The following is a 24,873-nucleotide window of genomic DNA, read 5'->3' as shown; positions in this document are numbered from 1 at the left end:
CAACCCCTCGCGCTCGCCTGCCCGCACGGCCGGTGCCGGGCGTTTCACAGGTACTTCGGTGCCGGACGGGCCGCGGATGGGATCTTGTTTCGACGGCTGCCGGGGACCGGCCGGCTCCACCGCCTCCACCGGCACTGCCGCCACCGCGCGCCTCACCGCCGAGGCAGTGGCGCATCCGGTGAAGCCCCCGGCGGGCGTGGCTCTTGACGGTACCGAGCGGCAGTCCGGTGCGCTCGGCGATCTGCGTCTGCGTGAGATCCGCATAGAAGGTCATGACCAACACCTCGCGCTGCGCGCGGGGCAGTTTCGCCAGTTCGCCGGTGACGAGCAGCCGGTCCAGGACGGTTTCCGGGCCCGCCGCCGGCTCGCCCGTGGGCGGCAGGGCGGCGCCGGCCGCGGCGACGAGGTCGAGTCGGCGGGTACGGGCGGTGAGCGCGTCGGCGATCTTCCGCCGGGTGATGCCGACCAGCCAGCCGGGGAACGGCCCGCGCTCCGGCCGGTAGTTGGCACGGCCCTGCCAGGCGGCCAGGAAGACCTGCTGGCCGACGTCCTCGGCCTCCCTGGAATCGCCGAGGGTGCGGGCCGCCAGGGCGAGGACGAGCCCGCCCCAGCGCCGGTACGCGGCGCTCAGGCACCGCTCGTCGCCGCGTACGAAACCCTCGGCGACCTCGTGGTCGGGAAGCTGCTCCCCGGCCGCGGTCGCGGGGGACGGCCGGACGGTGACGCTCTGTGCGCTCATGGCGACTGCTCCTCGGGGCCGGGACCGGTTCCCGTCCAGATTCCGGCCCGTCGGCGCATCGATTCCACTCGCATCGATTCTGCGTCGCATGATGGATCCATGAACGAGTCCGCACAGCCCGGCGAGGCCGCCGAGGCCGCGCACGGTGTCACCACCGGAGCCGTGGCACGCCGGCTGGGGGTCGCCCCGACGACACTGCGCTCCTGGGACCGGCGGTACGGCATCGGGCCGGCCGCCCGCGAGGACGGCAGGCACCGGCGGTGGACCTCCGGGGACATCGCCGTCCTGCAGGAGATGTGCCGCCTGACCGCGTCGGGCGTGCCGCCCGCGGAGGCCGCGCGCGCCGCCCGGGCCGGGCCGGCGCCCTCCGCGCCCGCTTCCGCCCCCGCCGCACCGGCCGCACCGGCCCGTCAGCCGGGATCGGGCAACGGCCTGCCGCTCGGCGACGTGCGCCAGGAGTGCCGGGGGCTGGGCCGGGCCGCCGTCCGCCTCGATTCACCGACCATGGACGAGATGCTCGGCTCCCTGATCGGCGAGTACGGCCTGGTCACCACCTGGGAGGAGGTGATGGTGCCGACCCTGCACGCCGTGGGGCGCAAGTGGGAGACCTCGGGCGACCAGTACGTCGAGGTCGAGCACCTGCTCTCCTGGCACGTCTCGACCGCGCTGCGCCGCGTGAGCATCGGGGCGCTGTCCGGGCCCCGGGCGAGCGCTCCCCCGATCCTGCTGGCGTGCGTACCGGGCGAGCAGCACACGCTCCCGCTGGAGGCGCTCGCCGCCGGTCTCGCCGAACTGGGCCTGCCCGCCCGGATGTTCGGGGCAGCGGTGCCGCCCGAGGCGCTCGACCAGGCCGTGCGCCGGACGGGGCCGGTCGCGGTCGTGCTGTGGGCCCAGGCCCGCTCCACCGCGCACCACGCCCTGGCCCGGCACGTCGCCGACACCGTCTGGGGCGTCAAGGGCGCCCGGGCCCGGACCACGGTCCTCCTGGCGGGCCCCGGCTGGGCGGGGCCCGTACCCGCCCCGGGCATGCTGCGCCCCGGCGGGCTGCGGGCGGCCCTGGGTCTGCTGCGCGGACTGTGCGAGGCGGCGACGACCGCGATGGGAGGAGGGGGAGGCGCGGCCCCTCAGCGCTCCTGACCGGCACGGGCCTGCTCGACCACGTCACGGATCGCCCGCACGACGAGCCGCGGCTGCTCGGCGGCGATGCCGTGGCCGCTGCCGGTGTCGGTGACGTGCCGGGCCCGCAGGTCGTCGGCCAGGCGCCGCTGGGCGGCCAGCCAGGCCGGCCAGGTCGATCCGCCACCGACCGAGAGGTCCCACGGATGGTCGGGAGGTGAGCACGACGGCGGGCAGGCCACGCGGCAGGGCCGGCGCCCCGCGCAGCTCCCGTACGGCGGCGGGGTAGTCGGGTGTTTCCAGGCCCTTCCCGGGGTTCGTGGCCCGGATCTTGTCCATCCACGCCGACCACTGGGCCGGTGTCAGGGTGTCCTTCAGGAACGGTGAGGCGCCGTCGACGGTCACCACCCCGGTGGTCCGCGCCGGTTCGGTCCGCGCGAACAGCGAGGCGATCATCGCTCCCCACGAGGCGCCGACCAGCACGTACGGCGGATGCTCGCCGGCCGCGGCGAGCGCCGCCCGCAGGTCCCTGACCCCCGCTGCCGCCGTGGTGGGCGGGGTGACCGGCGTCGAGCGGTTCGGCGTACCGTCCAGCCGGGTCGTGCCGGGACGGTCGTAGGCGCACACCCGCGTGAACCGGGCGACCTCGGGGAACACCGCCGACGGATCCGGCTTCAGGCCGGCCTCCGGACGCGCGGCGTCCGCGATGTGCGTCCACTCGTCCGACGCGCCCCCGGCACCGGACACGAGCACGACCGTCGGGGACCCGGATCCGCGGCAGTCCAGCAGCACGCGGCGCCCGCCGCCGATGTCCACCGGGCGGGCGGGACCGTCCCCGTCGTCCCGGGCCCCGCGGGCGCCGCCCCCGCGCACAGCGCGAGCAAGACGGCGAGGGTGACAGCAGCGGCGGACACGTGACGGGCCCGGACCAGGCGTCTTCCGAACACCCGTCCAGTCTGGCACCCGGCGGTGACCGCCGACAGCCGGTGGTGTCAGGGGCCGTCCTTGCCGCGGGCCTGCCGGAAGCGGGCGAGCCCCTCCGGGAGTCCGACCAGGGGGTCCGGGTAGTCGTACCGGGCCCGTTCCAGGCCGGCCAGCCGCCAGGGCTCGTGGACCGACGGGCCCGGCAGTCCGGCGAGCTCCGGGACCCAGCGCCGTACGTACGCGCCGTCGGGGTCGTACCGCTTGCCCTGGATCACCGGGTTGAGCACCCGGTTGGGGCGGCTGTCGGTGCCGGTTCCGGCCACCCACTGCCAGTTGAGCTGGTTGTTGGCCACGTCGCCGTCGACCAGCAGGTCGAGGAAGTGGCGGGCTCCGGCACGCCAGTCGATGTAGAGCGTCTTGGTCAGGAAGGACGCGGCGAGCAGCCGGCCCCGGCCCGGCATCCAGCCCTCGTGGGCGAGTTGCCGCATGGCCGCGTCCACCACGGGGTAGCCGGTGCGGCCCTCCTTCCACGCCAGCAGGTCGGCCTCGGCCGCCTTGCCGCGCCGCCAGCGGTCGGCCCGGGTGCGGTAGTCCCGGGCGGCGGCGCCGGGGCGGGCGGCGAGGAGCTGGTACTGGAAGTCGCGCCAGCAGAGCTGCCGGACGAAGGCCCCGGCGCCCGCCCCGCCCCGGGACCGCGCCCGGTACACGGCCTCGGCCGCCGAGACCGCGCCGAAGTGGATGTACGGGGAGAGGCGGGAGGTGGCGTCGCCGGGGAGGTCGTCGTGGCCCTCCTCGTACCCGTCGGCGTACTCCCCCAGCCAGTCCGTGAGCCGCTGCCTGCCCTCCCGCTCACCCCCGGTGGTCAGGCCCGCCGAGACGGACGCGACCGCGGCGCGGGACGGGAGCGCCTCGGAGCGGATCGCGCCGGGCACCCGGACCTCCTGCGGCGGCGCGAGCGGCTCGCGCAGCCGCTCGCCCGACCAGCGCCTGAAGTACGGGGTGAAGACGGCGAAGTGATCGGATCCGCTCGGTGTCACGGCGCCGGCGGGCAGGGCGGTGACCACACCGTCGTGGACGTACAGGCGCCGCCCGTCGGCCTCCAGGGCGCCGCGCAGCCGCTGCTCGCGGTGCAGGGCGAAGGCGCTGCACCCGGCCGCCATGTGCACCTCGTCGGCGTCGGCCTGCCGTACGACGGCGCACACCTCGGCGACGGGGTCCCCCGAGCGCACCACGAGCCGGCCGCCGCGCTCGCGCAGCCCGGAGTCGAGTCCGGCCAGGCAGTCCGCGAGGAAGGCGAGCCGGTTGGGCGCCGCGAAGCCGGCGCGGTCCACCGCCGGGTCCCGGACGAAGAGCGGAACGGTCTCGTTCCCCGGGCCCAGCGCGGCGCGCAGCGGCGGATGGTCGTGGACGCGGAGGTCCGAGGTGAACAGGACGACCGAGACGTTCATGGTGCTGCTCCTGGCATCGGGCCACCGGGCGGACGCTGGAGGTGCCGCGCGGTGGTCGCTGGGCTGGCCCTGCCCGTCATTCGGCGCGGGCGGCCGCGGCGGATGCAGCGGACGCGGGGGATGCTGCGGATCCGGCGGATGCGGCCGGGCCGCGGTCCTCGCCCGCCTCCGCCGTGCGCGCGATGTTGCGGGCCATGCCCCCGAAGACCACGGCGTGGAAAGGCGAGACGCTCCACCAGTACAGGTGGCCGGCCAGGCCGCGCGGGTGGAAGAGCGCCCGCTGCCGGTACCGGGTGCGGCCGTCCTCGTCGTGCTCGGCGTACATCTCCAGCCAGGCGAGGCCGGGCAGCCGCATCTCGGCGCGGAGCCTGAGCAGCCGGCCGGGTTCGATCTCCTCGACCCGCCAGAAGTCCAGGGAGTCGCCGACCCGCAGGTGTGCGGCGTCCCGGCGGCCCCGGCGCAGTCCGACGCCCCCGACGAGCCGGTCGAACCAGCCGCGGACGGCCCAGGCGAGCGGGAAGGAGTACCAGCCGTTCTCCCCGCCGATCCCCTCCACGACCCGCCACAGGGCCTGCGGCGAGGCTTCGACGGTGCGTTCACGCACATCGGAGTAGAGGCTGCCGCCGGCCCAGTCGGGGTCGGTGGGCAGCGGGTCGCTCGGCGCGCCGGGCACGGAGGCGGAGGACCAGCGGGTGAGGACCTGGGCGTCGCGGACCTTCTGGAGGGCGTAGGCGAGGGCCGTGTCGAAGTCGAGGGGGGTGCCGGGCGGGTCGGGCACCCAGGTGGCGATGTCGTGCTCGTCGCAGACGACCTCGTACTTGAGGGACTCCGCGAGGGGGCGGGCGATGGCGCGGGGAACCGGGGTGACCAGGCCGACCCAGTGGCTGGAGAGCCGCGGGGTGAGGACCGGTACGGGCAGGATGAGCCGCTGGGGCAGCCCGTCGACCCGGGCGTAGCGGCGCATCATGTCGAGGTAGGTGAGGACGTCGGGGCCGCCGATGTCGAAGGCGCGGCTGACGTCGGCGGGCATGCGGGCGCTGCCGACCAGGTAGCGCAGTACGTCGCGGACGGCGATGGGCTGGATACGGGTGCGCACCCAGCTGGGGGTGATCATCACGGGCAGCCGCTCGGTCAGGTAGCGGAGCATCTCGAACGAGGCCGACCCGGAGCCGATGACGACGGCGGCGCGGAGCACCGTGGTGGGGACCCCGGAGTCCAGGAGGATGCGCCCGACCTCGGCGCGGGAGCGCAGATGGGGCGAGAGGTCCCGGTCGGGAACCCCGCTCGGGGTGAGCCCGCCCAGGTAGACGATGCGGCGGACGCCGGCGGCGCGGGCCTGCTCGGCGAAGTTCCGTGCGGCGAGGCGGTCGGTGTGCTCGAAGTCGCGCCCGGTGCCGAGGGCGTGCACGAGGTAGTAGGCGACGTCCACGTCCCGCAGGGCGGGGGCGAGCGACGCGGCGTCGGTGACGTCGCCGCGGACGATCTCCGCCTGCCCGGCCCAGGGGTGGTCGCGCAGTTTCTCCGGGGTGCGGGCGAGGCAGCGCACCCGGTGGCCCGCGGTGATGAGCTCGGGGACGAGCCGGCCGCCGATGTAGCCGGTGGCTCCGGTGACCAGGCACCGTGTGCCCGGGACCGAGGGTCCTTGTGCGTCCGTCATGGAGTTGCTCCGATCGGGTGTCGCGGGTGCTCCCCCGGAGTTCTTCCGGGGGCACGGTCCGGCTGGATGCACGGACCGCCGCCCACGAGCTGATCGTCCGGAGCGCGCCTACTTCGGCATGAGGACCGTGTCGACGATGTAGACGGTGGCATTGGCGGTGGGGACGTTGCCGCAGACCACCTTGGATGAGCTGTTCACCTGGTAGGCGGTGCCCGAGCCCTTGGTGGTGATCATTCCCTTCTGGAGGGTCTGGAAGGAGCCGCTCCCCAGCTGCTGCGGGGTGAGCTTCTCGCCCACCACGTGGTAGGTGAGGATCTTGGTCAGGGTCGCCTTGTCCGCCAGGACCTTGTCCAGGTCCGCCTTCGGGATCTTCGCGAACGCGTCGTTGGTCGGCGCGAACACCGTGATGTTCTGGGCGTTGTTCAACGTGTCCACCAGGCCGGCCTTCTTCACGGCCGAGACCAGGGTCGACAGCGCCGGGTTGTTGGAAGCGGCGGTGGCCACCGGGTCCTGCGCCATGCCGTCGAAGGAGCCCGCGCCGCTCTTGGGCACCGAGGCGCACGCCGGGCCGAACGGACCGCCCGCGCCCGTGTCGATTTCGCCGATCGGCTGGGGTGAAGAGACCGCGTCGGGCGCGGCGGCCCCCTGATTGCTCGTACTCTCCTCCGAACAGGCGGACAGTGCCAGCGGAAGCAGCACTGCGGCGGTCACGACGAGGGCGGCACGGCGGAAGGTGTGAATGCTCATGGTCTCTCCTGCGTCTACGGGACTCACCCAGCGGTGAGTCACGCCGCCTATTCGGCACCGGTCCTCATCCGGATGGCCCCCTCACCCGAACGGATGGCAAGCCGCACAGGCTGTCGGACAATGTTTCGGGGGCTTTCGAAGGCCATGTCCGCCGCGACCCATCCACCTGCCCCTCGGCTCCGAATGAGCTGTGCAACCGAGTACTCCTGGAGGACCTCCCCGGTGAGAGAGAACGTGCGCATAGGCCGGCATCCGTCGGCCGCTCCCGACCTGCCGGAACTGATGGGCCGGGTGGCCCGCGGTGATCAGCAGGCGTTCACGACCGTCTTCGAGGCGGTGTCGGGCCCCGTACTCGGCCTCGTACGGACCGTGCTGCGGGACCCGGCCCAGTCCGAGGAGGTCGCCCAGGAAGTACTGGTCGAGCTCTGGCGGACCGCCGCCCGCTACCAGCCCTCGCGGGGCTCGGTGATGAACTGGGTGCTGACCCTGGCCCACCGCCGGGCCGTCGACCGGGTACGTTCCGCGCAGGCGTCGACCAACCGTGAGAAGCGGGCGGCGCTGCTGGACCACACCACGGCCTACGACGAGGTGGTGGAGCAGGTGGAGAGCCGACTGGAGCGCGAGCAGGTACGGCGCTGTCTGAACGGGCTGAGCGAACTGCAGCGGCAGTCGGTCACCCTGGCGTACTACCGCGGCCTGACCCACCGGGAGGTCGCGGAGTTGCTGGCCCTGCCGTTGGGTACCGTGAAGACACGGCTGCGCGACGGGCTCATCCGGCTTCGTGACTGCCTGGGGGTGGGCGTGTGAACACCGCGGATCCGCACACGTTGACGGGCGCGTACGTGCTCGACGCCCTGGAACCGGACGAGCGGACCGCCGTCGAGCGGCACCTCGCCGACTGCGTGTCCTGCACACAGGAGGTCCGGGAGTTCTCCGAGACCGTCACGCGCCTCGGGCTCGCCGTGGCGGCGCCGCCGAGTCCCGCGCTGCGGGACGCGGTGATGCACCGGATCGCGACGGTACGCCAGGAAGGGCCCTCGACGGTGAAGTCCGGGTCCGGGCGCGGCGGCCACGTACGGCCCCGCTGGCGGCCGGTGTCGAACTGGGCCCTGGCGGCCTGCTTCGCGGCGGCCGTGGCGCTCGGCGGTGTCGCGGTGTCGCAGTACGAACAGGCCGAGGACGCCCGGCAGCAGGCGCAGCAGGCCCGCCTCACGAACGACGCGGTCGGCGCGGTCCTCGCGGCCGCCGACGCCCGGGTGGCCACGGCGCCGCTGCGGGGCGGAGCGGTGGGCACGGTGGTCGTCTCGGCCTCCCGCAACCAGGCGGTCTTCGCGGCCTCCGGCATGCCGGCGCCGCCCGGCGGCAAGGTGTACCAGCTCTGGTACAACGACGGCGGCGGGAAGATGCGTTCGGCGGGTCTGATGGACACCGGTACCCCGGCGACGGCCACCCTGCTCGACGGCCCGGTCAACGCGGCGTCGGGGATGGGCGTCACCGTCGAACCGGCCGGCGGTTCGACGCATCCGACCTCGGCTCCGGTGGCCCTGCTGGCCTTCCCGACGGCCTGAGCCGGGGCCGGTCACAGCACTAGGTCGCCCGGAAGCGGTTGCGGTACTCCGTCGGCGTCGTGTCGAGCTTGCGGCGGAAGGCACGGACGAGGGTGTCGGTCGTGTTGAAGCCGCAGACGGTCGCGACGCGTTCGAGGGTGTCGTCCGTGGACTCCAGCCGGTTCCGGGCCACTTCGACGCGGGCCGATTCGATGTAGGCGGCCGGGGTCATCCCGAGCTCCGTCTTGAAGATCCGGTTGAGCTGCCGTTCGCCGACGTGCGCCTGTTCGGCGAGGTCGGCGACGGTGAGCTGCCCGGCGATGTTCCGCGTGATGTAGTGGCGGAGGTCCTCGATGCGCCGGGTGGCCGACACCGGTTCGAGCGGAACGCTGAACTGGCTCTGCCCGCCGGGCCGTTTCAGGTACATCACCAGCTGCCGGGCGACGCGCAGGGCGACGGCCTCGCCGAAGTCGTCGGCGACGAGGGCGAGCGAGAGGTCGAGGCAGGCGCTGATCCCGGCGCCGGTCCACACGTCCCGGTCCCGGATGAAGATCGGATCGGCGTCGACCTCGACCGAGGGGTGTTCGTCGGCGAGCTGGCGGGCGGTCGACCGACGGTCCCCAACGGGTTCGTCGAGACGGACCTCGGCGACCACGTCGACGCCGCCGGCCACAAGGACATCATCCTCGCCGGGTTCATGACCCACATGTGCGTGACCTTCACCGCGGAAGGCGCGTTCCTGCGGGGCAACCGGCCCACGGTCGTCGCGGACGCGTGCGCGACCCGGCCGCTGCGGACGGCGGTCGCCGAGGTGTCCGCCGAGCAGCTCCACCACGCCGCGCTCGCCACGATCGCCGATCTCTACGGAGTCGTCGTCCCGTGCGTCTCCTCCCTCGGCTGAGCCGGCGGCGGCCGGTCCGGTCAGCCCGCCGTCGCCACGAGGCGTCGCAGTGCGGCCTGGGCGGGTGGGCCCCAGGTGGGCTTGCCGCCCGGGCGGCCACGGACGCCGGCCTCACCGATGAGGATGCCGCCGAGGGCGCGCTGCACGGCCCAGCCGCGGGCGCGACGCAGGGTCGCGTCGTCCGCGGTCGGCCGGTAGGCGGCGTGGAAGCGGTCGGCGGCGCCGTCCGGCAGCAGGATCCAGGGGGCGGCGAGGTCGCAGGCCGGATCGCCCGCGCAGAGATCACCGAAGTCGTTCACGCCGCAGAAGGAGCCGTCGGCGGTGAGGACGTTGGCCGGATGGAGGTCGCCGTGGAGCCACAGCGCCGGGCCCGCCCAGACGGGCGCGGCGACGGCGTCCTCCCAGACCGCGCGGACGGCGTCCGGGTCGGGGATCAGCCCCTGCCCGGTGGCCGAGGCCAGCCCCTGGGCGAACCCGTCGGCGGTTGCCGCCAGCGGCCCCCCGCGGCCGTAGCTGCCGACGGGTACCCCGTCGGGAGCGGGTCGGTGAAGGGCCGTCAGGAAGGCGGCCAGCCCTTCGGCCGCGTCGGCGGCGTTCGTGGCCGGGGTGCGGTCGGCGGGCTCGCCGGGCACCCAGGTGGTGACGATCCAGGGGCGCGGGAACCTCTCGGAGGGCTCGCCGATGCGCTGCGGGACGGGGACGGGCAGAGGCAGGGCCGGGGCGAGGGCGGGCAGCCAGGCGTGCTCCTTGCGCAGCAGCGCGTCCGCGGACGGCGTCGCCCAGGGCAGCCGGACGGCGAGGTCCTCCCCGAGCCGCCACAGCTGGTTGTCCCAGCCACGGGCGCCGAACCGCACGGGGCGGTCCGCCAGATCGGGGTGCTGGTCGCGTAACAGGTCCCGGACCAGCTCCGCGGTGACCTCTGTTTCGGTGTGCGTCATGCGGACCAACCCTAAGCCGTCCCGTGATCCCCGTCGGGGCGTCAGAGTTCCTCGCCGAGCGGTAGCCGGTGGATGCCCGGCAGGTACTCGTCGAGCTCCCCCGGGGTGAACCGGGACATGCCCACGACGTGCCAGAACTCACCGGCCACATCGCCCTCGTACTTGTACCCGCCGGCCGGTGTCAGCGCCGCCCAGCCGCCCGTCATGCCCATCAGCGTCGCGCGCAGGGAGGCCGGTCCCCCGTCCGCCGGGACGTTCCAGAGCCGTACGGTGCCGTCCTCGGCGCCGCTCGCCAGGGTCGTGCCGTCCGGGGAGAAGGCGAGCGAGAGCACCCGGCCGGTGTGACCGACGAGGTCGGTGAGGTGCTCCCCCGTCGCCGCGTCCCAGAGGCCGACGGCCCGGTCGTCGCCGCCGGTGGCCAGCAGCGGGCGGCTCGGGTGGGCGGCCACCGCCCACAGCCTGCCGCCGCGTCCGCGCAGGCGCCGATCCGCCTGCCCGTCCCGCCAGACGATGGCCGTACCGTCCCAGCTCGCACTGGCGAGCCAGGCACTGCCCGGGCCGAACGCGACGCCGTACACCCGGTCGGCATGCCCGCCGAGCTGCTCCAGGAGGCCTCCGGTCCTCGCGTCCCACACCCGTACGAAACTGTCGTCGCAGCCGGTGGCCAGTACGTCGGCGTCCGAGCGGAAGGCGATCGAGCGGACCCGGCCCCGGTGCTCGGTCAGTGTCGACACGGGGGAACCCGTGGGGCGGAACCAGACGCGTACGGAATCGTCGTCGTTGGCGGTGGCGAGCAGGGTCCCGTCGGCGTTGAAGGCCTCCGCCCAGACGTGCTCGGTCTCGGCGTCGAGCTCCCTCAGGTACTCGCCGCCCACCGGGTCCCAGAGGTACATGTCGCCGTCGTTGCTGGCCGTGGCGAGGATGGCTTCGAGGGGGCTGAAGGCCGCCGAGACCAGCCGGTCGCCGCGCCCGGTGAGCTCTTCCGTACGCCGGCCCGTGCGCGTCTCCCACAGCCGTACGACCCCGTCGTTCCCGGCTGTGGCCAGCTGCGTGCCGTCCGCGCTGAAGGCGACACCGCTGATCCGGCGGCCGTGGCCGCGCAGGATGCGCTTGCCCTGGCCGGTGGCCGCGTCCCAGATCTGCGCGCCGCCGTCGTTGCCGACGGTGAGCAGTTGGCTGTCGCCGGGCCGGAAGGCACACGCCCAGGCCGTGCCGCGGTGCTCGGTCGGCTGCTGGGGATGGAGGGCGATCGTGTACCCGTGGGGGCGCCCGGTGACCGTCCACAGCCGGACCGCGCCGTTGCTGTCGCAGGCGGCGAGGAGTTTCCCGTCGTCGCCGAAGAGCACCTGGTAGACGGCTCCGGTGCCCCGTTCGAGGATTCCCGCGGGGGTGCCGACCACCGGATCCCAGAGCCGTACCTGGCCGTCGGTGTCACCGCTGGCGAGGAGGTTGCCCTCGGGGTGGAAGTCGAGGACGTACACCCGGCCGGTGTGTCCGGTGAACTCGTGCAGCAGCCGCGCGTCGGCCGTCCGCCAGATCCGCACCGTGCCGCCCTGCCCGGCCGCGCCCCGGTCGGCGGTGGCGAAGAGGGTCCCGTCGGGACTGAACCGGGCGCGGTAGACGGCCCCTTGGTGGCCGTCGATCTCCCTGACGCAGTGCCCGGTGTTCAGGTCCCAGAGCCGTACCTTCGCGCTGGCGTCGCCGGTGAGCAGCAGGCCGTCGGGTCCGTAGACCGCGGTGTAGACGGGCGCGGTGTGACCCGGCATCCGGTGCACGGGCTCGCCGGTGGCCGTGTCCCAGACCGTGACGAGGCCCTCGCGGTCGCCGGTCGCGAGCAGGCTGCCGTCCGCGTCGAAGGAGACCGGCCACACGCCGTCGGGGTGGACCCGCAGGTGGTGCCGGCACGCCCCGGTCACCGGGTCCCAGAGCCGCACGGCGCCGTCGGAGCCGCCGGTGGCGATGACGTCCGGCCGGAACTTCACGGCGTACACGCGCCCTTCGTGCCCCTGGAGGGTGCGGACGGCCCGGCCGTCGTCGGCGCCGCAGACCAGGATGGAGCCGTCCTCGCTGCCGACCGCGAGGAGTTCGCCGTCGCTGCTGTACGCGATGGGTTCGGGGAGGCGGCTGGTGCGCATGCCGAAGCCGTACGGGACCCCGACGGCGGAGGGCCGGAACCCGGCGTCCACGGGCATCCCGGGGGCGATCGCGGCGGTCCCGAGCTCGGGGGCCGACCGCACCGCGTCGTCCATCGTCACGTCGATGAGCGCGGCCCGGTGCCAGCGGCTGCCGGTCAGCAGGGCGCCCCGCAGGTCGGTCCGGGTCAGCCGGGCCCGGCTGAGGTTCGCACCGGTCAGGTCGGCCTGGCTCAGGTCGGCCCGGTCGAGGCGGGCGCCGGTCAACCGGGTGCCCCGCAGCAGCGCGCCGGAGAGGTTGGCGCCGATCAGCCGGGCGTCCGTCAGGTCGGCGTCGCTGAGGTCGACCCCGGAGAAGTCGCGGTGCGAGAGGTCCTCACCGGCCAGCCGGGCGCCGCGCAGGTCGGCGTTGGCCGGCACCCGGAGCCGGTCGGAGATCCGGACGGCGTTGGCCCGGGCGGCCTCGCTGACCGCGCGCCCCGGGGAGTCGAGGACGTCGCGCACCCAGCGGGCGCACTGCTCGTGGTCGGCGAGGTCGCAGAAGAACTCGACGGCGAGCTGGCTGAGCGGGCGCGCGAGGAGCAGGGTGTGCTGGCCGCGGGCGAGCTGGCGGGCCGCCTCCCGCGCCACCAGCCATTCGATGACGGAGCCGTGGATGAACTGGAAGACCCCGTCGTCGCTGCGGACCAGCAGGCTGCCCGCGCCGACCGCCTGGGCGCGCTCGGAGGGGGTGAGCGGGGACTCGGTGAGTTCGCTGAGGGTGTCGGCCACGGTCTCGGTGAGCTCGTCGAGCCGCAGGGCGCTGCGGCCGCTCTCCCACAGCCGCCAGGCCAGCGCGGTGACCGCGGCCCACAGCTGGTCGATGGTGAGCCCGGGCGGCGCGCCGGGCCCGCCCTGGCCGCGCCGTTCCTCGTGGTCGAGCCAGGAGGTGAACACGTCCTCGTACAGCCGGGCGGGGCTGAGTGCCCGGCCCGCTCCGGCGACCGCGCGCAGCTGGTCCTGGCTCAGGTCGGCGACGAAGGAGAGCAGCCTGGGGTTGCGGCAGAGCATCAGCAGGTCGGGGATGTTGCGCAGGAGCTGGTAGCGGCGGTCGGCGGCGCGCTCGTCGCCGTAGCTGCGTACGAGGTAGGAGCGGATCTGGGCGGGGGTGAAGCCCTCGACGGCCAGGATCCTGCGCTGCGGGAGCAGGCCGACGCGCTCGCCGAGCGCGGTGAGGACCTGGGCGTGCGACTTGAAGTGCTGGGTGCGGCTGCTGACGACGATCTTGGCGTGGTCGACGGCCGCGTCGAGGAGGACCTGGAGGTGGTCGGCGGCCCGGTCGTAGCTGACCCGGTTGACCAGTTCGTCGAAGCCGTCGAAGAGCAGGACGACGCGGCCCTGGGCGAGCATGTAGCGCAGGGCCCGAAGGTCGATGGTGTCGACGTCGTGGCCGGCCAGATGGGCGGCGACCAGGCCTTCGAGGCTGTGCGCCCGGTCGAGGGAATTGAGCGGGATCAGCAGCGGGGTCAGGTGCGGGAGCTGTTCGGAGATGCGCCGGGCGAGCTCGCGCAGCGCGAAGGTCTTGCCGTGTCCGAAGTCGCCGAGGAGCAGGACGAACCGGCCGTGATCGGACTCCAGGAGTTCCAGCAGCTCCTCGACGAGTCCGTCACGTTCTTGGCCGGCACCGTCCTGACCGTCGGGGCGGTCGGCGTCACGGTAGCGCTGGGGGAGGTAGAGGCCGGGGGCGTACTGCTCGCTGCTGCTGAGCCGGGCCGTCTGCGCGGCGACGTAGCCCCGGAGGTCGAGCAGGCCCTGGAACTCGATGAAGCTGCGGACCCGGACCCGGACGCCGTGGGCGGCGGCCCGGCGGCGCAGCCCGCCGGCCGGGGCGTCGCCCGCGTACACCAGGACGGCCTCGGAGCCGGTGTCGGTCGCGTGCACCTGGGCGATGAAGCGGTCGACTTCCTCCTCGGTGGGGCTCCCGGGGTGGACGGCTATGCGCTGCTGCTGGACGACGCCGTCCTCCTGCTCCTGCCAGGTGGCCATGATCTGCACCATGTCGCCCGGTTCACGGCGCGGTACGTCGCGCAGCCGTACGCCTTCCCGGCGCACGCGGCAGATCTCCTTCACCCGTTCGGCGAGTGAGGCGGCCGGGTCGTCCAGGGGGGCCCGGCCGCCGGCCGGCTCGACGTCGATGACGGCGGGCAGTTCCGGTACGGGGAAGACCCGGCGGGTCTGCCGCCATGCGGCGGGGAAGGTTTCGGACGCGGAGGTGATCCGGTCGTCCCACCGGGTCACGCCCTCGGCGCCGATCTGGAGCAGCTGGAACCTGGCGGGGGCCGCGGAGCCGAACAGGGGCAGCTCACCGGCGCCCGCGGAAGCCGCCGAAGCCCCGGAAGCCCCGGAAGCCCCGGCGAGCTGGGTGCGGCTGGGGGCCGAGGTGGTGGTGCGCGGGCCGCCGGTCGGCCCGTGCAGCAGCAGATGCAGCCGCGGTGCGGCCAGCCGGGCGAAGGTGTCGGCGTCCCGCAGCCCGCCGGGGCCGCCGACCGCGTCACCGGGGCGGCGGCCGTCGGTGAGCGGGTGGCGGAGCGCGCCGATGCGCAGCCAGCCCTCCTCCTCGTACCGGCGCATGGCCTCGGCGAACCAGGCGGCCTGGTCGCGGCCGATGAAGCCGTACTGCTCCTCGGGGCGGTGGCTGTAGGCCATGGAGGAGTTGAATCCGGCGACGACCGTGCTCAGTTCGGGCACCGGGAAGAGGGTCCAGGGCTGGTCGCTGTCGAAGACGGTGTCCAGGCCCTGGTAGAGGCCGCGGAACAGCCGGGTGTAGTGGCGCCATTTGGGCCAGTACGGCGGCTGCGGTGCCACCTCGTCGGCCTCGCAGGTGTGGAAGTAGGCCTGGGACGCGGCCTGGTTCACGTCCTGCGCGCCCGGTACCACCATCACGCGCTGGGGGGAAAGGTCGAGCTGGGACCGCAGGGCGGTGAGGAAGCTGAGGGCCTGGTCGCATTCGCGCGGGCTGCCGGACGCGGTGAGGTCGCCGGTGACCACCATCAGGTCGGGGGCGGGTGCCCCCGCGTCCCTGAGCATGATGAGGTCGCCGCGGATCTGCCGGCTGAGCGAGTCGGGTTCGCGGCCGCGCCCGAAGTCGGGCCCGGCCAGGTGCAGGACGGTCACGGTGTCCTGCGCGCTGTGGCCGGCTGCGGCGGCCTGCGGGTAGAGCGGCGCCCGGGCCGGCCGCCGGCGCCCCGACCAGCCGGGGCCGGCGAGCGCGCTCGGCTGCGGCTGGCCCGGATTGGGCTGCTCCGGGTGGCGGACGGGTCCCGGTCCGCTCCCCGGATAGCCGGGACGGCGGCCCGGCCGGGCATGGCCGTCGACGGCCTGCCCGACCCGGTTCAGCAGCAGGGAGCGGGCCGCGTCGATGTCCGCCACTCCGACGAGGTCGACGTAGGTGATCGTGGCGAGGAGCCCCTCGATCGGGATCTCGTCCACCCGGACGGTCAGCAGCCTCCGTTCGGGGGACTCGGGCGAGGCCCGGAGCGCGGCCTGCCATTCCATGCGACCGTAGGTGGAACGCTCGTAGTGGCGGGACAGTACGGCGATGACCGCCAGGGACTCGCTGACTCCCCGGTCCATGAAGTCTATGAAGTTGGTCCCCGGTACGAAGTCCCAGGCCTGCACCACCGTGCGGTAGCCGGCCTCCTCCAGGGTCCAGGCGATCCATGCGGCCCATTGTTCGTCTGCCGGGGAGTAACTGATGAAGAAGTCGAACTCTCTTGCGGGAGCGCCGAATTGCCCGTCCGTCATCATGAGTCCATCGTAGGGCCGTGCCCCCGGCTGCGGGTTTGTCCCGTCAAGGACGAGGCGATCTCGCGCGGGGCGCCGGACACCCCGCCCGGGCAGGCCTGTCCGATTCCTTCCGCCCCGTCTGATGCCGGGGCGTGTGTTTGTGCGAACCTGTTCGCCGTGTCTCTCCTCAGGCGACTGCATCCACTGGACTGGCTGGCCTGCGGCCTGCTCGCACTCGGTGCGCTGTGCGTCGCCACGGGCCTGCTGCCCACCGGACCCGCCGCGGACGTGCTGGAGCGCATCGGTCCGCTGGTGGTGTTCCTGGCCACCGTCATCGTCCTCGCCGAACTGACCGGCAAGGCGGAGGTCTTCGACGTCGTCGCCACCTGGGTGGCCCGGGCGGGGCGGGGCCGGTACCCCCTCCTCTTCTGTCTCTGCGTGCTGTTCGCGTCCGTCACCACCATCACCCTCAACCTGGACACGACGGCGGTCCTGCTGACCCCGGTGATGCTGGCGCTGGCGACCCGGGTCGGTATCGCGCCCGTACCGCTGGCGATGACCACGGTGTGGCTGGCGAACACGGCCAGCCTGTTGCTTCCCGTGTCGAACCTGACGAACCTGCTGGCCGCGGACCGGATCGCGCTGACCCCGTCGGAGATGGCCGCCACCATGTGGGCGCCGCAGCTGGCGGCCATCGCGGTCACGATGGCCTGCCTGTGGGGCTTCTACTGGCGCCCGGGGCGCCGCGGCGAGACCCGCTACACTCCTCCGCCCCTGCCGCGCCCCGCGGACCGGGTCCTGTTCCGGGTGAGCGCGGTGGCGTGCGCCGGATTCCTGCTGGCGATCCTGCTCGCCGACGTGCCGCTGTGGTCGGCGTCGATGGCGGCCGCGCTGATCGTGGTCGTGGCCTTCTGGGTGCGCAGCCGGGAAACGCTGCGCCTCTCCCTGATCCCCTGGCGGCTCCTGGTCCTGGTCCCGGGGATGTTCCTGGTCGTGGAGACGGTCAACGCCCACGGGCTGCACGAGATCCTCGCGGCGGCGATGGGCTCCGACAACGGCGTCGTCGGCATGCTGAGGTCGGCGGCGGTCGGCGCGGGCTTCTCGAACGTGCTGAACAACCTCCCGGCCTATCTGGCGGGCGAGGCGGCCATTCCGGTGGCCAATCACGAGCAGCTGCTCGCCCAGCTGATCGGCGTCAACGTGGGGCCGGTCATCACGCCGTGGGCCTCGCTGGCCACCCTCCTGTGGTTCGAGCGGTGCCGCTGGCACGGCACCCGGATCGGCCTGGGCCGCTTCTTCGGTACGGGCGTCGTGCTGGCGGTGGCGGGCACGCTGGCGGCAACACTGGCGCTGGCGGCCACCACTTAGGACTGGTCCGGGCGATCAGGACCCGCCGATCGGCGTGGCGCGATCGGCCGAACTTTACGTGGGGTCACAGGCTGTGGGCGATGGGGTGCAGCGGTTCGTACAGCGGGAGTTCGGCTCCGCTGGGGAGCCGGATCGCAGTCAGTTTGCCCCAGCGCTGTTCGCTGATCGGGCGGGTGATCTCGACGCCCTGCGCGTGGAACTCGCCGAGCTGGGAATCAAGGTCGTCGCACATCAGGAACAACTCGTGCCGGGGCGGGCCGTCGGTCGGGTGCACGGCCATCTCGGTCGGGGGCAGCTTGAAGATGAGCCAGCCGCCGCCCGCGTCGACGCCGGGAAAGTCGAGGACGTCACGGATGAAGGCGCGGTCCGCCTCGGCGTCCTGGCTGTAGAGGATGACATGTGCGCCGCTGATCATGGCTGGCTCCTGCCCGTCGACGTGCTGGCGGTCGTGTCCCCGGCATCCTGGCACGCTCAGATCCAAGAAGACCTTCGGTTGCATTCGACGACACGGCGAAGCTGAGCGGCATGGCAAGCGACAGCGGCGGCGTTTGCTTCGTTCGCGCAGGATCAGGGGCGTGATGGGCTTCCTCAAAGCGCACGCACCGATCCTGCTTGCCCTCTTCTCCGTGGTCGCCGCCTTCGGCGGCACCTGGCCCGGATCCAAGATCCAGGCGAGCGGCGGCTTTGCCCTCGAGCCCGGCCTGACGCTCCCTAGACGCCCGGGGTGATGGCCCCCACCTCGCCCAGGAGGTACGCGAGGGTCTCGCCGCGGGCCGCCACGAAGCTGCGCCCGGTGTCGGCCCCGGCGAAGCCGGGTCTGAACGCCGCCCCGGACAGCGTGCGCAGCTCCACGCCCGCCTCGGCCGCGAGCAGCGCCCCGGTCGGCAGGTCCACGCCCTCGGCGCGGTAGCCGACGAAGGCGTCGATGGTGCCGCGCGCCAGCAGGCTCCAGCCGAGCAGCGGCGCCCACAGCTGCAGGACGCGCCGGCAGCGCAGCTCCAGCACCGCGCGCAGGGCCACCGCCGTCGCGTCGCCCCGTTCCACGGCGTACCCCTGTGTCCAGGCGACGACGGGGCCCGGGCGTGGCAGGGCGGGGCCGGGGCCGGTCAGCGCGCCGGACGGCCCGTGGGCCCCGTACCCCCTGACCGCGTGCCAGGTCTCCCCGGTGACGGGCTCGTGGACCACTCCCATCACGGGGGTGCCGCCCAGGCACAGCCCGATCCCCACCGCGTACGTGGGCAGCCCGATGACCACGTTGTTGCTGCCGTCCAGCGGGTCGACCAGCCAGGTCCGTTCGCCCGCCGCGTCGAGGAGCCCGGCCTCCTCGGACAGGATCCGGTCGTGCGGGAAGTGGCGCTGTATCCGGCTGAGCACGAGCTTCTCGGCGGCAAGGTCGAGGTCCATCTGCACATCCCCCGACCCGCCCTTCGTACGCACGCACCGTGCCGTGCCGAAACGCCTGCGGAGCAGGCCGCCCGCCTCCTCCGCCGCGGCGACGGCGACCTGCCTCTCATGGTCGAAATCAGGCCCGCTGTTGGGCATCGATCCTCCTGAGGACGGTGTGGACGCTGCGCACGGTCTGCGCGGTGTCGCACAGCCGGCGGGTCGTGCGGCGCGGTCGGCCGTCGAGCGGGCCGAGCGAGAGGTCGAGCTGCCCGGGGATCGACATGCCGTGCACCAGGGTGGCCGCGGGTTCCACGCCCTCCAGTGCGGTGGCGTGGAACTCGCCGGCCGGCAGGGTGTACGTCTCCCCGCCCGCGCTGATGTGGGCGGGTCCGGGCTCGCTCCGTACCAGGAGTGAGGTCGGCCGGATCTCGTCCACGCCGTCGCTCCCGCTGAGCACCTCGAAGACCCGGTGGGTGGCGCCCTCCTCGCCGTCCCGCACCTCGCTCGTCCGTACGGGCAGGTTGGCCACCCGCCCGTACAGCACGCGGCTGCGCAGTTCCCAGCTGTGGGCGTGCATCGGTGACGCGTCCGGATCGGCGCGGTTGCCGATCTCGAAGAGATGCACGCAGATTCCGCGCGGACCCTCTCTCAGCAGTGGCAGGCAGAGAAATCCGAGCGGATGACGGACAGCACGTAACTCCCGTGTCCCGGAGGCGATCTCCTCCAGGGTGACGAGAGTGCTTTCGAGCTCGCGGTCCATGGGCACGCGCCGGAGCGCATCACCTCCTGTAGGGGTCCTCCGCGTGCAGGGCCTTTTCGATGATCTTGCCGATGTCGCTGTCGGTGAAGACGCGCGGCAAAGGCAGCCGCAGGTCGTCGAAGAGCGTCCGCACCTCGTCGACGGTGGGCTCCTGGCCGAGCGGGGAGGCGACGCGCAGATCGAGCACGGTCGCCTGCTCGCGGCTCTGGTGCAACTCGGTCACGTAGTAGTCGTAGAGCGGTTGCCCGCGCTCCACCAGCAGGTTCACCCGGGACTGGTCGTCCTGGGTGATGATGAGGCAGGTCTCCGACAGGTCGAAGCGCAGGGTCGGGACGGCGGCCGACAGGTGCACGCTGATCTCCAGCGTGGTCAGCTGCCGCTGGTACCAGCAGGCGGCGAGGACGGTCGCGTACGACTCCCGGCGGACCCGGTCGGTGGTCCACACGTCGTCTCCGCGACGCTGCCCGCCGAACATCTGCCGGAACCGGGCGTACGCGGCGCAGGCCCGCTCGTCGGCCGGATTGACGATGTCGATCTTCACGTTGAGCTGCGAGCGCTGTTCCTTCGCGGCGGCCACGCACAGGGGCAGTGTGACCGCCCGCAGGTAGGTGCCCGTACCGCCCTTGAAGTACCAGAGGTTGGTGTGCTGGCGGGCCTTGCGCAGCGCCTCACCGACCTCGTTGCCCGACAGCGAGCGCACCATCGCGAGGTCTTCCAGGGCCTGCCGGGTCCCGCTCATCGCCTCCTGGATGCTCGCGGGTCGGCGCACCCGCTCCACGATCGACCCGGTCGCGAGGAGGCCGAGCACGACGAGCGTGGCACCCGAGGAGACGTCGTCACTGATGACGTCTCCGAAGATGTCGAGGAATCCGACCGCCATCGCGATGCCCAGGGCGACCACGACGTCGGCGTTCCGCAGCACCCAGGCAACGAAGCGTTCCAGCCGCCCTACGTGCGCTGCCATGAACGCACCCCCCTCCCCCACCCGTGTTCCGATGGTAGGAGACGCGCCGGTGGCGCCACCAGAGCGACTTCACGTCGCGCGGCCGCCGTCCCCACCGTCGCTGTCGCCGTCCATGTCGCCGTCCCTGTCGCCGTCGCCGGTCAGCAGGCGGGAGCGCAGCCGCTCCGCGGTCCGCTCCGACAGGCCGGCCCGGTCCCTGAGGTAGCCGTGCACGGATCCGTACCGGGCCTCCAGGTCGGCGAGCACCAACTCCATGATCACGGCGGGGGCGCGGCCGTAGCTCGGCCACTTCATGACCCGGCCCGGGTGGGCGGCCCGCCAGTCGGCGGCGAGCCGCTCGGTGGCCAGCTCGGTGAGCGCGAAGTCGGCGAGGATGTCGGCCCGGTCCACCCCGAGCAGGGTCAGTACGAAGACTCCGATGAGCCCGGTCCGGTCCTTGCCCGAGGTGCAGTGGAAGACCACGGGGCCGGGTGCCTGCGCCAGCTCCTCCAGGACCTGCCGAATCTCCTCGGCCCCGTCCTCGGTGACCTCGGCGAACCGGTCCGCGAGGTACCGCCAGGGGTCGATGTCCGGATCGATCTCGGCCTGGTCGTAGGGCCGGTGCTCGATGCTCAGGTTGACGTAGCGAAACCTGTCCGCCTCGGGCACCCGCCCCTTGGTCTCGATCTCCCACGGGTACCGCAGGTCGATCACGGTCCCGATCCCGAGCTCCAGGAACCGCTCCCAGTCGCCGCCCGCCAGCTTGCCGAGCGAGTCGGCCCGGTACACCGTCCCCCATCGGACGGTGCGGCCGTCGGCGGACCGATAGCCGCCCAGGTCACGGAAGTTGTGCAGACGCTCGAACTCGACGTGCCGCTTCACCGGATCTCTCCCCCGTCTTCGGACTCCTTACCGGACACCCTGCCGCAGACCGGCCGCCCGACCGAGGTGCCGTCGTGGACCGGGACGAAGATCACAACCGGGAAGCGGGACTCAGCCCTCCGCGGCGGGGATGAGGTATCCCCAGGTCTTGATGCCGACGATGCCGCCGATGCCGTCCGGCCGAGGCCTGCGGGGCGGCGAATCCGGCGGCCATGAGCAGCGTCGCGCCCAGGACTCCGACGCGGGTCGCCGTACGCCTGATGGTGTTCATGCCAGAAGTTCCTTTCGGTGAAGGGTGGGCGTGCCGCCCACTCGGACTACTCGAAGTAGACGGTGGCGATCAGGTGGTGCCAGGTGTAGCGGCCGACGACGCCGTCCGCACCGCCCTTGGTGAAGGCACTGCGCTGGAAGTTCACCACCGCGTTGTACGTCTTGGGGCCGAAGCTTCCGTCGACGAAACCGGGCTGGTCCTCACTCCACCGTGGGGATCTCCCAGCCCATGTAGTACTCGGAGCCGTAGGCGTTCTTGCACGCCTGCAGCTCATTGCCCCAACTGGCCTGGGCGATGGGGGCGGTGACCAGCAGCGTGCCGATGGCGGACGCGGCGAGCGCGAGGGCCGCCAGAGGGCCGCGCCGTAGGGGCCGAGTACGGCCATGAGGTCCGGGATCCCGCCCGCCCCTGCAGGTCCGGTCACGGCCCGTTCGTTCGTCATGGGGACCATCGCGCAGGCTCCCGTCGCACGGAGCAGCTGCCGGGAACGTTCAGAACGCCAGCCGGAACAGCGCGCCCCCGCCCGGGGCGGCCTCCGCCGTCAGCTCGGCGGAGTGCGCCCGCGCGATCTGCCGGGCCATGGCCAGACCGAGCCCCGACCCCGGCAGGGCGCGGGCCGCCCCGGCCCGGTAGAACCGGTCGAAGACGTGCGGCAGGTCTTCCGGCGAGATCCCGGGACCGTGATCACGGACCGTCAGCTCCGGTCCCCGGCCGCCCGGGACGCCCGCCACCAGCTCCACCTCGACGGGCAGCCCGCCCCGGCTGAACTTGGCCGCGTTGTCGAGCAGGTTCCCCAGCAGTCGGCTGAGTCGCGCCGGTACCCCCGGCACCACGACGGGCTCGGCCGGCACGCGTACGTGGAAGGGCACGGCCGGCCAGTGCGTCCGCGCCGCCTGCGCGCAGTGCTCCACCAGCGTACCCAGCCGGACCTGTTCCACCAGCGGCTGCGGCTCTTCGTCGCGTGCCAGCTCGATCAGGTCGTTGACGAGCCCCGTCACCTCCCGCAGCTGCCGCCCCAGCGCGGCCGAGGCGCGCTCGCGCTGGTCGGGGGTGAGCCGGTCGGCCCGGGCCAGCAGTTCGGCGTTGGTCCGCAGTGCCGTCAGCGGGGTGCGCAGTTCGTGGGAGGCGTCCGCGACCAGTTGGCGCTGCGCGGCGACCGACTGTTCGAGCTCCCCCAGCATGGTGTTGAAGCTGGCGGCCAGCCGGGTGATCTCGTCCTCCCGTCCCGGTGGCGGCAGTTCGATCCGGTGCCGTGCGTCGCGGGTGGCGGCGATCCGCTCGGCCGTCGCGGTGAGCCGGGTGACCGGGGCCAGGCCGGTCCGCGAGACCCAGGACCCCAGCAGGGCGGCCAGCAGCACGCCGATCACCGCTGTCAGCACCAGCCACCGGGCTGCCTCCTCGATGCCGTCCTCGACGGTGTCGGCCCGCAGGGCCACCTGGAGGGCGCGCCCCTTGGCGTAGTCGGTGGTGAGCATCCGGGCGGGATACCCGGACACCGTGATGTTCGTGTAGTAGGGGGCCTTCCGTCCCGCGGCGACCTCCCGCGCGGCCGGGTCCACGGGCAGCAGTCCCGGGGTTTCAGGGTCCTTGGCCGGGTCGGCGGCCACCACCTCCGCGCAGGCGGGAGCCGCCAGGAACCGGCATTCCCCGGCCAGGGTGCCCGGCCCGGCCCCCGGGTTGCGCTGGGCGGCGAGCCGCGCGGACTGGGTGAGGCTGAGGTCGAGCTGCTCGTAGAGTGCGGACCGGACCACCAGGAACGCCGCCGCGCACACGCCGACGGCCACTAGGGCCACGGCGGCGGTGACCGACAGCGCCAGCCGGGTGCGCAGGGGGCCGCGCCTGCGCCAGACCCGGCCGAGCCGCCGGCGGCCGCCGCTCACGCCGCGTCCAGCCGGTAGCCGACCCCGTGGACGGTGTGCACCAGCCGGGCCCCGCCCGCGGCCTCCAGTTTCCGGCGCAGGTAGCCGACGTAGACGGCGAGGGAGTTGGAGTCGGGCCCGAAGTCCCGTCCCCATACGAGTTCGAGGATCAGCTCGCGCGGGAGTACTTGGCCGGGGTGGCGCAGGAGGAGTTCGAGCAGGGCCGCTTCGGTACGGCTGAATTCCAGCGGACGGCTCCCCCGGCGCCCGGTCCGGGTCGCGGGGTCGAGGACGAGGTCGGCGAAGCCGAGCGGGGCGGCGGCCGTGCCGGCGGGTCCGGGCGCGGCCCGTCGCAGGAGCGCGCGGACCCGGGCGACCAGCTCGTCCAGGGCGAAGGGTTTGACGAGGTAGTCGTCTGCGCCCGCCTCCAGTCCGTCGACGCGCTCACTGACGGAGCCGAGCGCGGTCAGGACGAGGACGGGCGTACGGTCGCCCAGCGCCCGCAGCTGCCGGCAGACGGCGAGGCCGTCGAGTACGGGCATCATCACGTCGAGGACGACCGCGTCGGGCTCCCAGGCCGCGACCTGGGAGAGCGCCGCGAGCCCGTCCGGGGCACCCCGTACCTCGTACCCCTCGACCGCGAGGCCGTCCTCGACGGCTGCCCGCACCTCGGGCTCGTCGTCGACGACGAGGATGCGCTGCCTGCCCGTGCCGCCTGCGCTGCCTGTACCGCGTGTGCTGCCTGCGCTGCCTGCGCTGTCCGTGGAGCTCATGGGGCAAAGCCTGCCAAAGGCTTCTGAGAGAACCTCTTAGAACGTTCTTAAGTCGGGGGAAAAGAGGGGCTGAGGAAGCGGCCTCGCGGAACCCTTCCACCCCAAGGGTTCCGGCTCCCCCCTGTCCATGGCAGTCCAGGCAGATCCGGCTTGTGCTGCCTCCGGTGGCTCCCCGATTGGCTCCCCGAGTGCCACCGCTGGCCCTCAGGCATCGGGGCGCCTCCACACTTCGGGGCCGCCGCCCTCCCAGGTGATCGGCCCGTCCTCGCTCAGGTCCACGTCCTCCAGGCCGGCGCGACGCAGGAACTCGGCAACGTCCCTCGGCGTGTGCGCACGCCCGAGGTCCACGTCCACGCCGAGCGCATGAACGGTGACCTTCCGGCCACCCTTCGGGGACACCGGATGCACGATGATTTCCGTCTGGTCCGACACGCCCCTAGCCTGCCGCGCCAGCGCCAGTCCAGCACGCTGAGCGCGCTGTCCGGCCGACGGCGCGTGCCGGGATCCACACCGAGACGCGGCCGGTACGGGCGACCGTGGCTGGGTGGAGCAGGCAATCCACCCACGGCTCCAGATGCCCCGTGCGTCTCGCGCGATTCGGCAGGTCAGGGATTTAGAAACGCCTTAGAGCTCGTAACAGGATCTTGGTGAGATGTCCTGGTCAGCCGTGACCGGTGTGACGATTCGGCCGTTCGTGATGGTGTGAGTACTCGGCCG

General features: G+C 73.3%; 20 protein-coding genes and 3 pseudogenes. 6 read left to right on the top strand and 17 right to left on the bottom strand.

Annotated elements, in window-relative coordinates:
• Positions 1-160 precede the first annotated feature (160 nt).
• Positions 161-739: pseudogene (locus ACFY04_RS32565) on the bottom strand (sigma-70 family RNA polymerase sigma factor); the annotation flags it as partial.
• A gap of 99 nt (positions 740-838) precedes the next feature.
• Here ACFY04_RS32565 and ACFY04_RS32560 point away from each other — a divergent pair.
• Positions 839-1,876 (top strand): MerR family transcriptional regulator, encoded by a 1,038-nt coding sequence (locus tag ACFY04_RS32560; protein WP_389122327.1) that lies wholly within the window; start codon positions 839-841, stop codon positions 1,874-1,876.
• 24 nt (positions 1,877-1,900) lie between these two features.
• Here ACFY04_RS32560 and ACFY04_RS32555 read toward each other — a convergent pair whose 3' ends face one another.
• The 4 genes from ACFY04_RS32555 to ACFY04_RS32540 all read right to left on the bottom strand — a co-directional run bounded on the left by ACFY04_RS32555 (position 1,901) and on the right by ACFY04_RS32540 (position 6,631).
• Positions 1,901-2,602: an alpha/beta fold hydrolase gene (locus ACFY04_RS32555; protein ID WP_389122491.1), complete on the bottom strand. Its 702-nt coding sequence runs from the start codon at positions 2,600-2,602 to the stop codon at positions 1,901-1,903.
• Positions 2,603-2,847: 245 nt separating this feature from the next.
• Positions 2,848-4,227: a cryptochrome/photolyase family protein gene (locus tag ACFY04_RS32550; RefSeq protein WP_389122324.1), complete on the bottom strand. Its 1,380-nt coding sequence runs from the start codon at positions 4,225-4,227 to the stop codon at positions 2,848-2,850.
• A 76-nt stretch (positions 4,228-4,303) separates the two neighbouring features.
• Positions 4,304-5,884: an SDR family oxidoreductase gene (locus tag ACFY04_RS32545; protein ID WP_389122323.1), complete on the bottom strand. Its 1,581-nt coding sequence runs from the start codon at positions 5,882-5,884 to the stop codon at positions 4,304-4,306.
• A gap of 108 nt (positions 5,885-5,992) precedes the next feature.
• The gene (locus ACFY04_RS32540) at positions 5,993-6,631 is read right to left on the bottom strand and encodes a fasciclin domain-containing protein (protein WP_389122321.1); all 639 of its coding nucleotides are present in this window, start codon (positions 6,629-6,631) and stop codon (positions 5,993-5,995) included.
• Positions 6,632-6,853: 222 nt separating this feature from the next.
• Here ACFY04_RS32540 and ACFY04_RS32535 point away from each other — a divergent pair, with 222 nt between their 5' ends.
• Together ACFY04_RS32535 and ACFY04_RS32530 are read left to right on the top strand one after the other, a co-directional pair.
• Positions 6,854-7,438, top strand: coding sequence for a sigma-70 family RNA polymerase sigma factor (locus ACFY04_RS32535; RefSeq protein ID WP_314242254.1), 585 nt, complete (start codon positions 6,854-6,856; stop codon positions 7,436-7,438).
• Positions 7,435-8,199 (top strand): anti-sigma factor domain-containing protein, encoded by a 765-nt coding sequence (locus ACFY04_RS32530; RefSeq protein WP_389122318.1) that lies wholly within the window; start codon positions 7,435-7,437, stop codon positions 8,197-8,199. Before ACFY04_RS32535 ends, ACFY04_RS32530 begins: the two co-directional genes overlap by 4 nt.
• 19 nt (positions 8,200-8,218) lie before the next feature.
• Here the strand turns inward: ACFY04_RS32530 and ACFY04_RS32525 are convergent.
• Positions 8,219-8,788, bottom strand: a pseudogene (locus tag ACFY04_RS32525) (GlxA family transcriptional regulator); the annotation flags it as partial.
• A 6-nt stretch (positions 8,789-8,794) separates the two neighbouring features.
• On the opposite strand from ACFY04_RS32525, the pseudogene ACFY04_RS32520 reads away from it, so the two are divergent.
• Positions 8,795-9,079: pseudogene (locus tag ACFY04_RS32520) on the top strand (isochorismatase family protein); the annotation flags it as partial.
• A gap of 20 nt (positions 9,080-9,099) precedes the next feature.
• Here ACFY04_RS32520 and ACFY04_RS32515 read toward each other — a convergent pair.
• Both ACFY04_RS32515 and ACFY04_RS32510 read right to left on the bottom strand, forming a co-directional pair.
• The gene (locus tag ACFY04_RS32515; protein ID WP_389122316.1) at positions 9,100-10,017 is read right to left on the bottom strand and encodes an aminoglycoside phosphotransferase family protein; all 918 of its coding nucleotides are present in this window, start codon (positions 10,015-10,017) and stop codon (positions 9,100-9,102) included.
• 41 nt (positions 10,018-10,058) lie between these two features.
• A complete protein-coding gene (locus tag ACFY04_RS32510; RefSeq protein WP_389122489.1) occupies positions 10,059-15,932 on the bottom strand; it encodes a TIR domain-containing protein in 5,874 nt (1,957 codons plus the stop codon).
• 159 nt (positions 15,933-16,091) lie between these two features.
• Here ACFY04_RS32510 and ACFY04_RS32505 point away from each other — a divergent pair, with 159 nt between their 5' ends.
• Positions 16,092-17,282: an SLC13 family permease gene (locus tag ACFY04_RS32505; RefSeq protein ID WP_389122314.1), complete on the top strand. Its 1,191-nt coding sequence runs from the start codon at positions 16,092-16,094 to the stop codon at positions 17,280-17,282.
• A 64-nt stretch (positions 17,283-17,346) separates the two neighbouring features.
• On the opposite strand, the gene ACFY04_RS32500 is transcribed toward ACFY04_RS32505, so the two are convergent.
• A complete protein-coding gene (locus ACFY04_RS32500) occupies positions 17,347-17,697 on the bottom strand; it encodes a VOC family protein (RefSeq protein WP_389122312.1) in 351 nt (116 codons plus the stop codon).
• A 160-nt stretch (positions 17,698-17,857) separates the two neighbouring features.
• Between ACFY04_RS32500 and ACFY04_RS32495 the strand changes: the two genes are divergently transcribed.
• Positions 17,858-18,010 carry a hypothetical protein gene (locus tag ACFY04_RS32495; RefSeq protein ID WP_389122311.1) on the top strand — a complete coding sequence of 51 codons (153 nt, stop codon included), beginning with the start codon at positions 17,858-17,860 and terminating at the stop codon, positions 18,008-18,010.
• Here the strand turns inward: ACFY04_RS32495 and ACFY04_RS32490 are convergent.
• The 8 genes from ACFY04_RS32490 to ACFY04_RS32455 all read right to left on the bottom strand — a co-directional run bounded on the left by ACFY04_RS32490 (position 17,994) and on the right by ACFY04_RS32455 (position 24,588).
• Positions 17,994-18,824, bottom strand: a complete 831-nt coding sequence (locus tag ACFY04_RS32490; RefSeq protein ID WP_389122309.1) for an inositol monophosphatase family protein — start codon at positions 18,822-18,824, stop codon at positions 17,994-17,996. The genes ACFY04_RS32495 and ACFY04_RS32490 overlap by 17 nt on opposite strands.
• Positions 18,805-19,293 carry a hypothetical protein gene (locus ACFY04_RS32485; RefSeq protein ID WP_389122306.1) on the bottom strand — a complete coding sequence of 163 codons (489 nt, stop codon included), beginning with the start codon at positions 19,291-19,293 and terminating at the stop codon, positions 18,805-18,807. Before ACFY04_RS32485 ends, ACFY04_RS32490 begins: the two co-directional genes overlap by 20 nt.
• 154 nt (positions 19,294-19,447) lie before the next feature.
• Positions 19,448-20,392, bottom strand: a complete 945-nt coding sequence (locus ACFY04_RS32480; protein ID WP_389122305.1) for a hypothetical protein — start codon at positions 20,390-20,392, stop codon at positions 19,448-19,450.
• Between the two features lie 69 nt (positions 20,393-20,461).
• Complete coding sequence (locus ACFY04_RS32475) at positions 20,462-21,253, bottom strand: tyrosine-protein phosphatase (protein WP_389122303.1); 792 nt, start codon at positions 21,251-21,253, stop codon at positions 20,462-20,464.
• A 317-nt stretch (positions 21,254-21,570) separates the two neighbouring features.
• Positions 21,571-21,798, bottom strand: a complete 228-nt coding sequence (locus ACFY04_RS32470; RefSeq protein ID WP_389122301.1) for a peptidoglycan-binding protein — start codon at positions 21,796-21,798, stop codon at positions 21,571-21,573.
• Between the two features lie 217 nt (positions 21,799-22,015).
• A complete protein-coding gene (locus ACFY04_RS32465; RefSeq protein WP_389122299.1) occupies positions 22,016-23,404 on the bottom strand; it encodes a sensor histidine kinase in 1,389 nt (462 codons plus the stop codon).
• Positions 23,401-24,156 (bottom strand): response regulator transcription factor, encoded by a 756-nt coding sequence (locus tag ACFY04_RS32460; RefSeq protein ID WP_389122297.1) that lies wholly within the window; start codon positions 24,154-24,156, stop codon positions 23,401-23,403. Before ACFY04_RS32460 ends, ACFY04_RS32465 begins: the two co-directional genes overlap by 4 nt.
• Positions 24,157-24,360: 204 nt before the next feature.
• The gene (locus tag ACFY04_RS32455) at positions 24,361-24,588 is read right to left on the bottom strand and encodes a hypothetical protein (RefSeq protein WP_389122295.1); all 228 of its coding nucleotides are present in this window, start codon (positions 24,586-24,588) and stop codon (positions 24,361-24,363) included.
• Between the last annotated feature and the right edge of the window lie 285 nt (positions 24,589-24,873).

The sequence above is a fragment of the Streptomyces sp. NPDC001549 genome (genome assembly GCF_042894025.1).
GTDB classification, from domain to species: Bacteria; Actinomycetota; Actinomycetes; order Streptomycetales; family Streptomycetaceae; genus Streptomyces; species Streptomyces kutzneri.
This window is presented reverse-complemented; position numbering and strand designations above follow the sequence as displayed.

What these genes read in the sequence shown, in the direction of transcription:
- ACFY04_RS32560 (WP_389122327.1), top strand. Translation starts at nt 839, where the DNA reads ATGAACGAGTCCGCACAGCCCGGCGAGGCCGCCGAGGCCGCGCACGGT.
- ACFY04_RS32550 (WP_389122324.1), bottom strand. Translation starts at nt 4,227, where the DNA reads ATGAACGTCTCGGTCGTCCTGTTCACCTCGGACCTCCGCGTCCACGAC.
- ACFY04_RS32545 (WP_389122323.1), bottom strand. Translation starts at nt 5,884, where the DNA reads ATGACGGACGCACAAGGACCCTCGGTCCCGGGCACACGGTGCCTGGTC.
- ACFY04_RS32540 (WP_389122321.1), bottom strand. Translation starts at nt 6,631, where the DNA reads ATGAGCATTCACACCTTCCGCCGTGCCGCCCTCGTCGTGACCGCCGCA.
- ACFY04_RS32515 (WP_389122316.1), bottom strand. Translation starts at nt 10,017, where the DNA reads ATGACGCACACCGAAACAGAGGTCACCGCGGAGCTGGTCCGGGACCTG.
- ACFY04_RS32510 (WP_389122489.1), bottom strand. Translation starts at nt 15,932, where the DNA reads ATGACGGACGGGCAATTCGGCGCTCCCGCAAGAGAGTTCGACTTCTTC.
- ACFY04_RS32500 (WP_389122312.1), bottom strand. Translation starts at nt 17,697, where the DNA reads ATGATCAGCGGCGCACATGTCATCCTCTACAGCCAGGACGCCGAGGCG.
- ACFY04_RS32490 (WP_389122309.1), bottom strand. Translation starts at nt 18,824, where the DNA reads ATGCCCAACAGCGGGCCTGATTTCGACCATGAGAGGCAGGTCGCCGTC.
- ACFY04_RS32480 (WP_389122305.1), bottom strand. Translation starts at nt 20,392, where the DNA reads ATGGCAGCGCACGTAGGGCGGCTGGAACGCTTCGTTGCCTGGGTGCTG.
- ACFY04_RS32470 (WP_389122301.1), bottom strand. Translation starts at nt 21,798, where the DNA reads ATGAGCTGCAGGCGTGCAAGAACGCCTACGGCTCCGAGTACTACATGG.
- ACFY04_RS32460 (WP_389122297.1), bottom strand. Translation starts at nt 24,156, where the DNA reads ATGAGCTCCACGGACAGCGCAGGCAGCGCAGGCAGCACACGCGGTACA.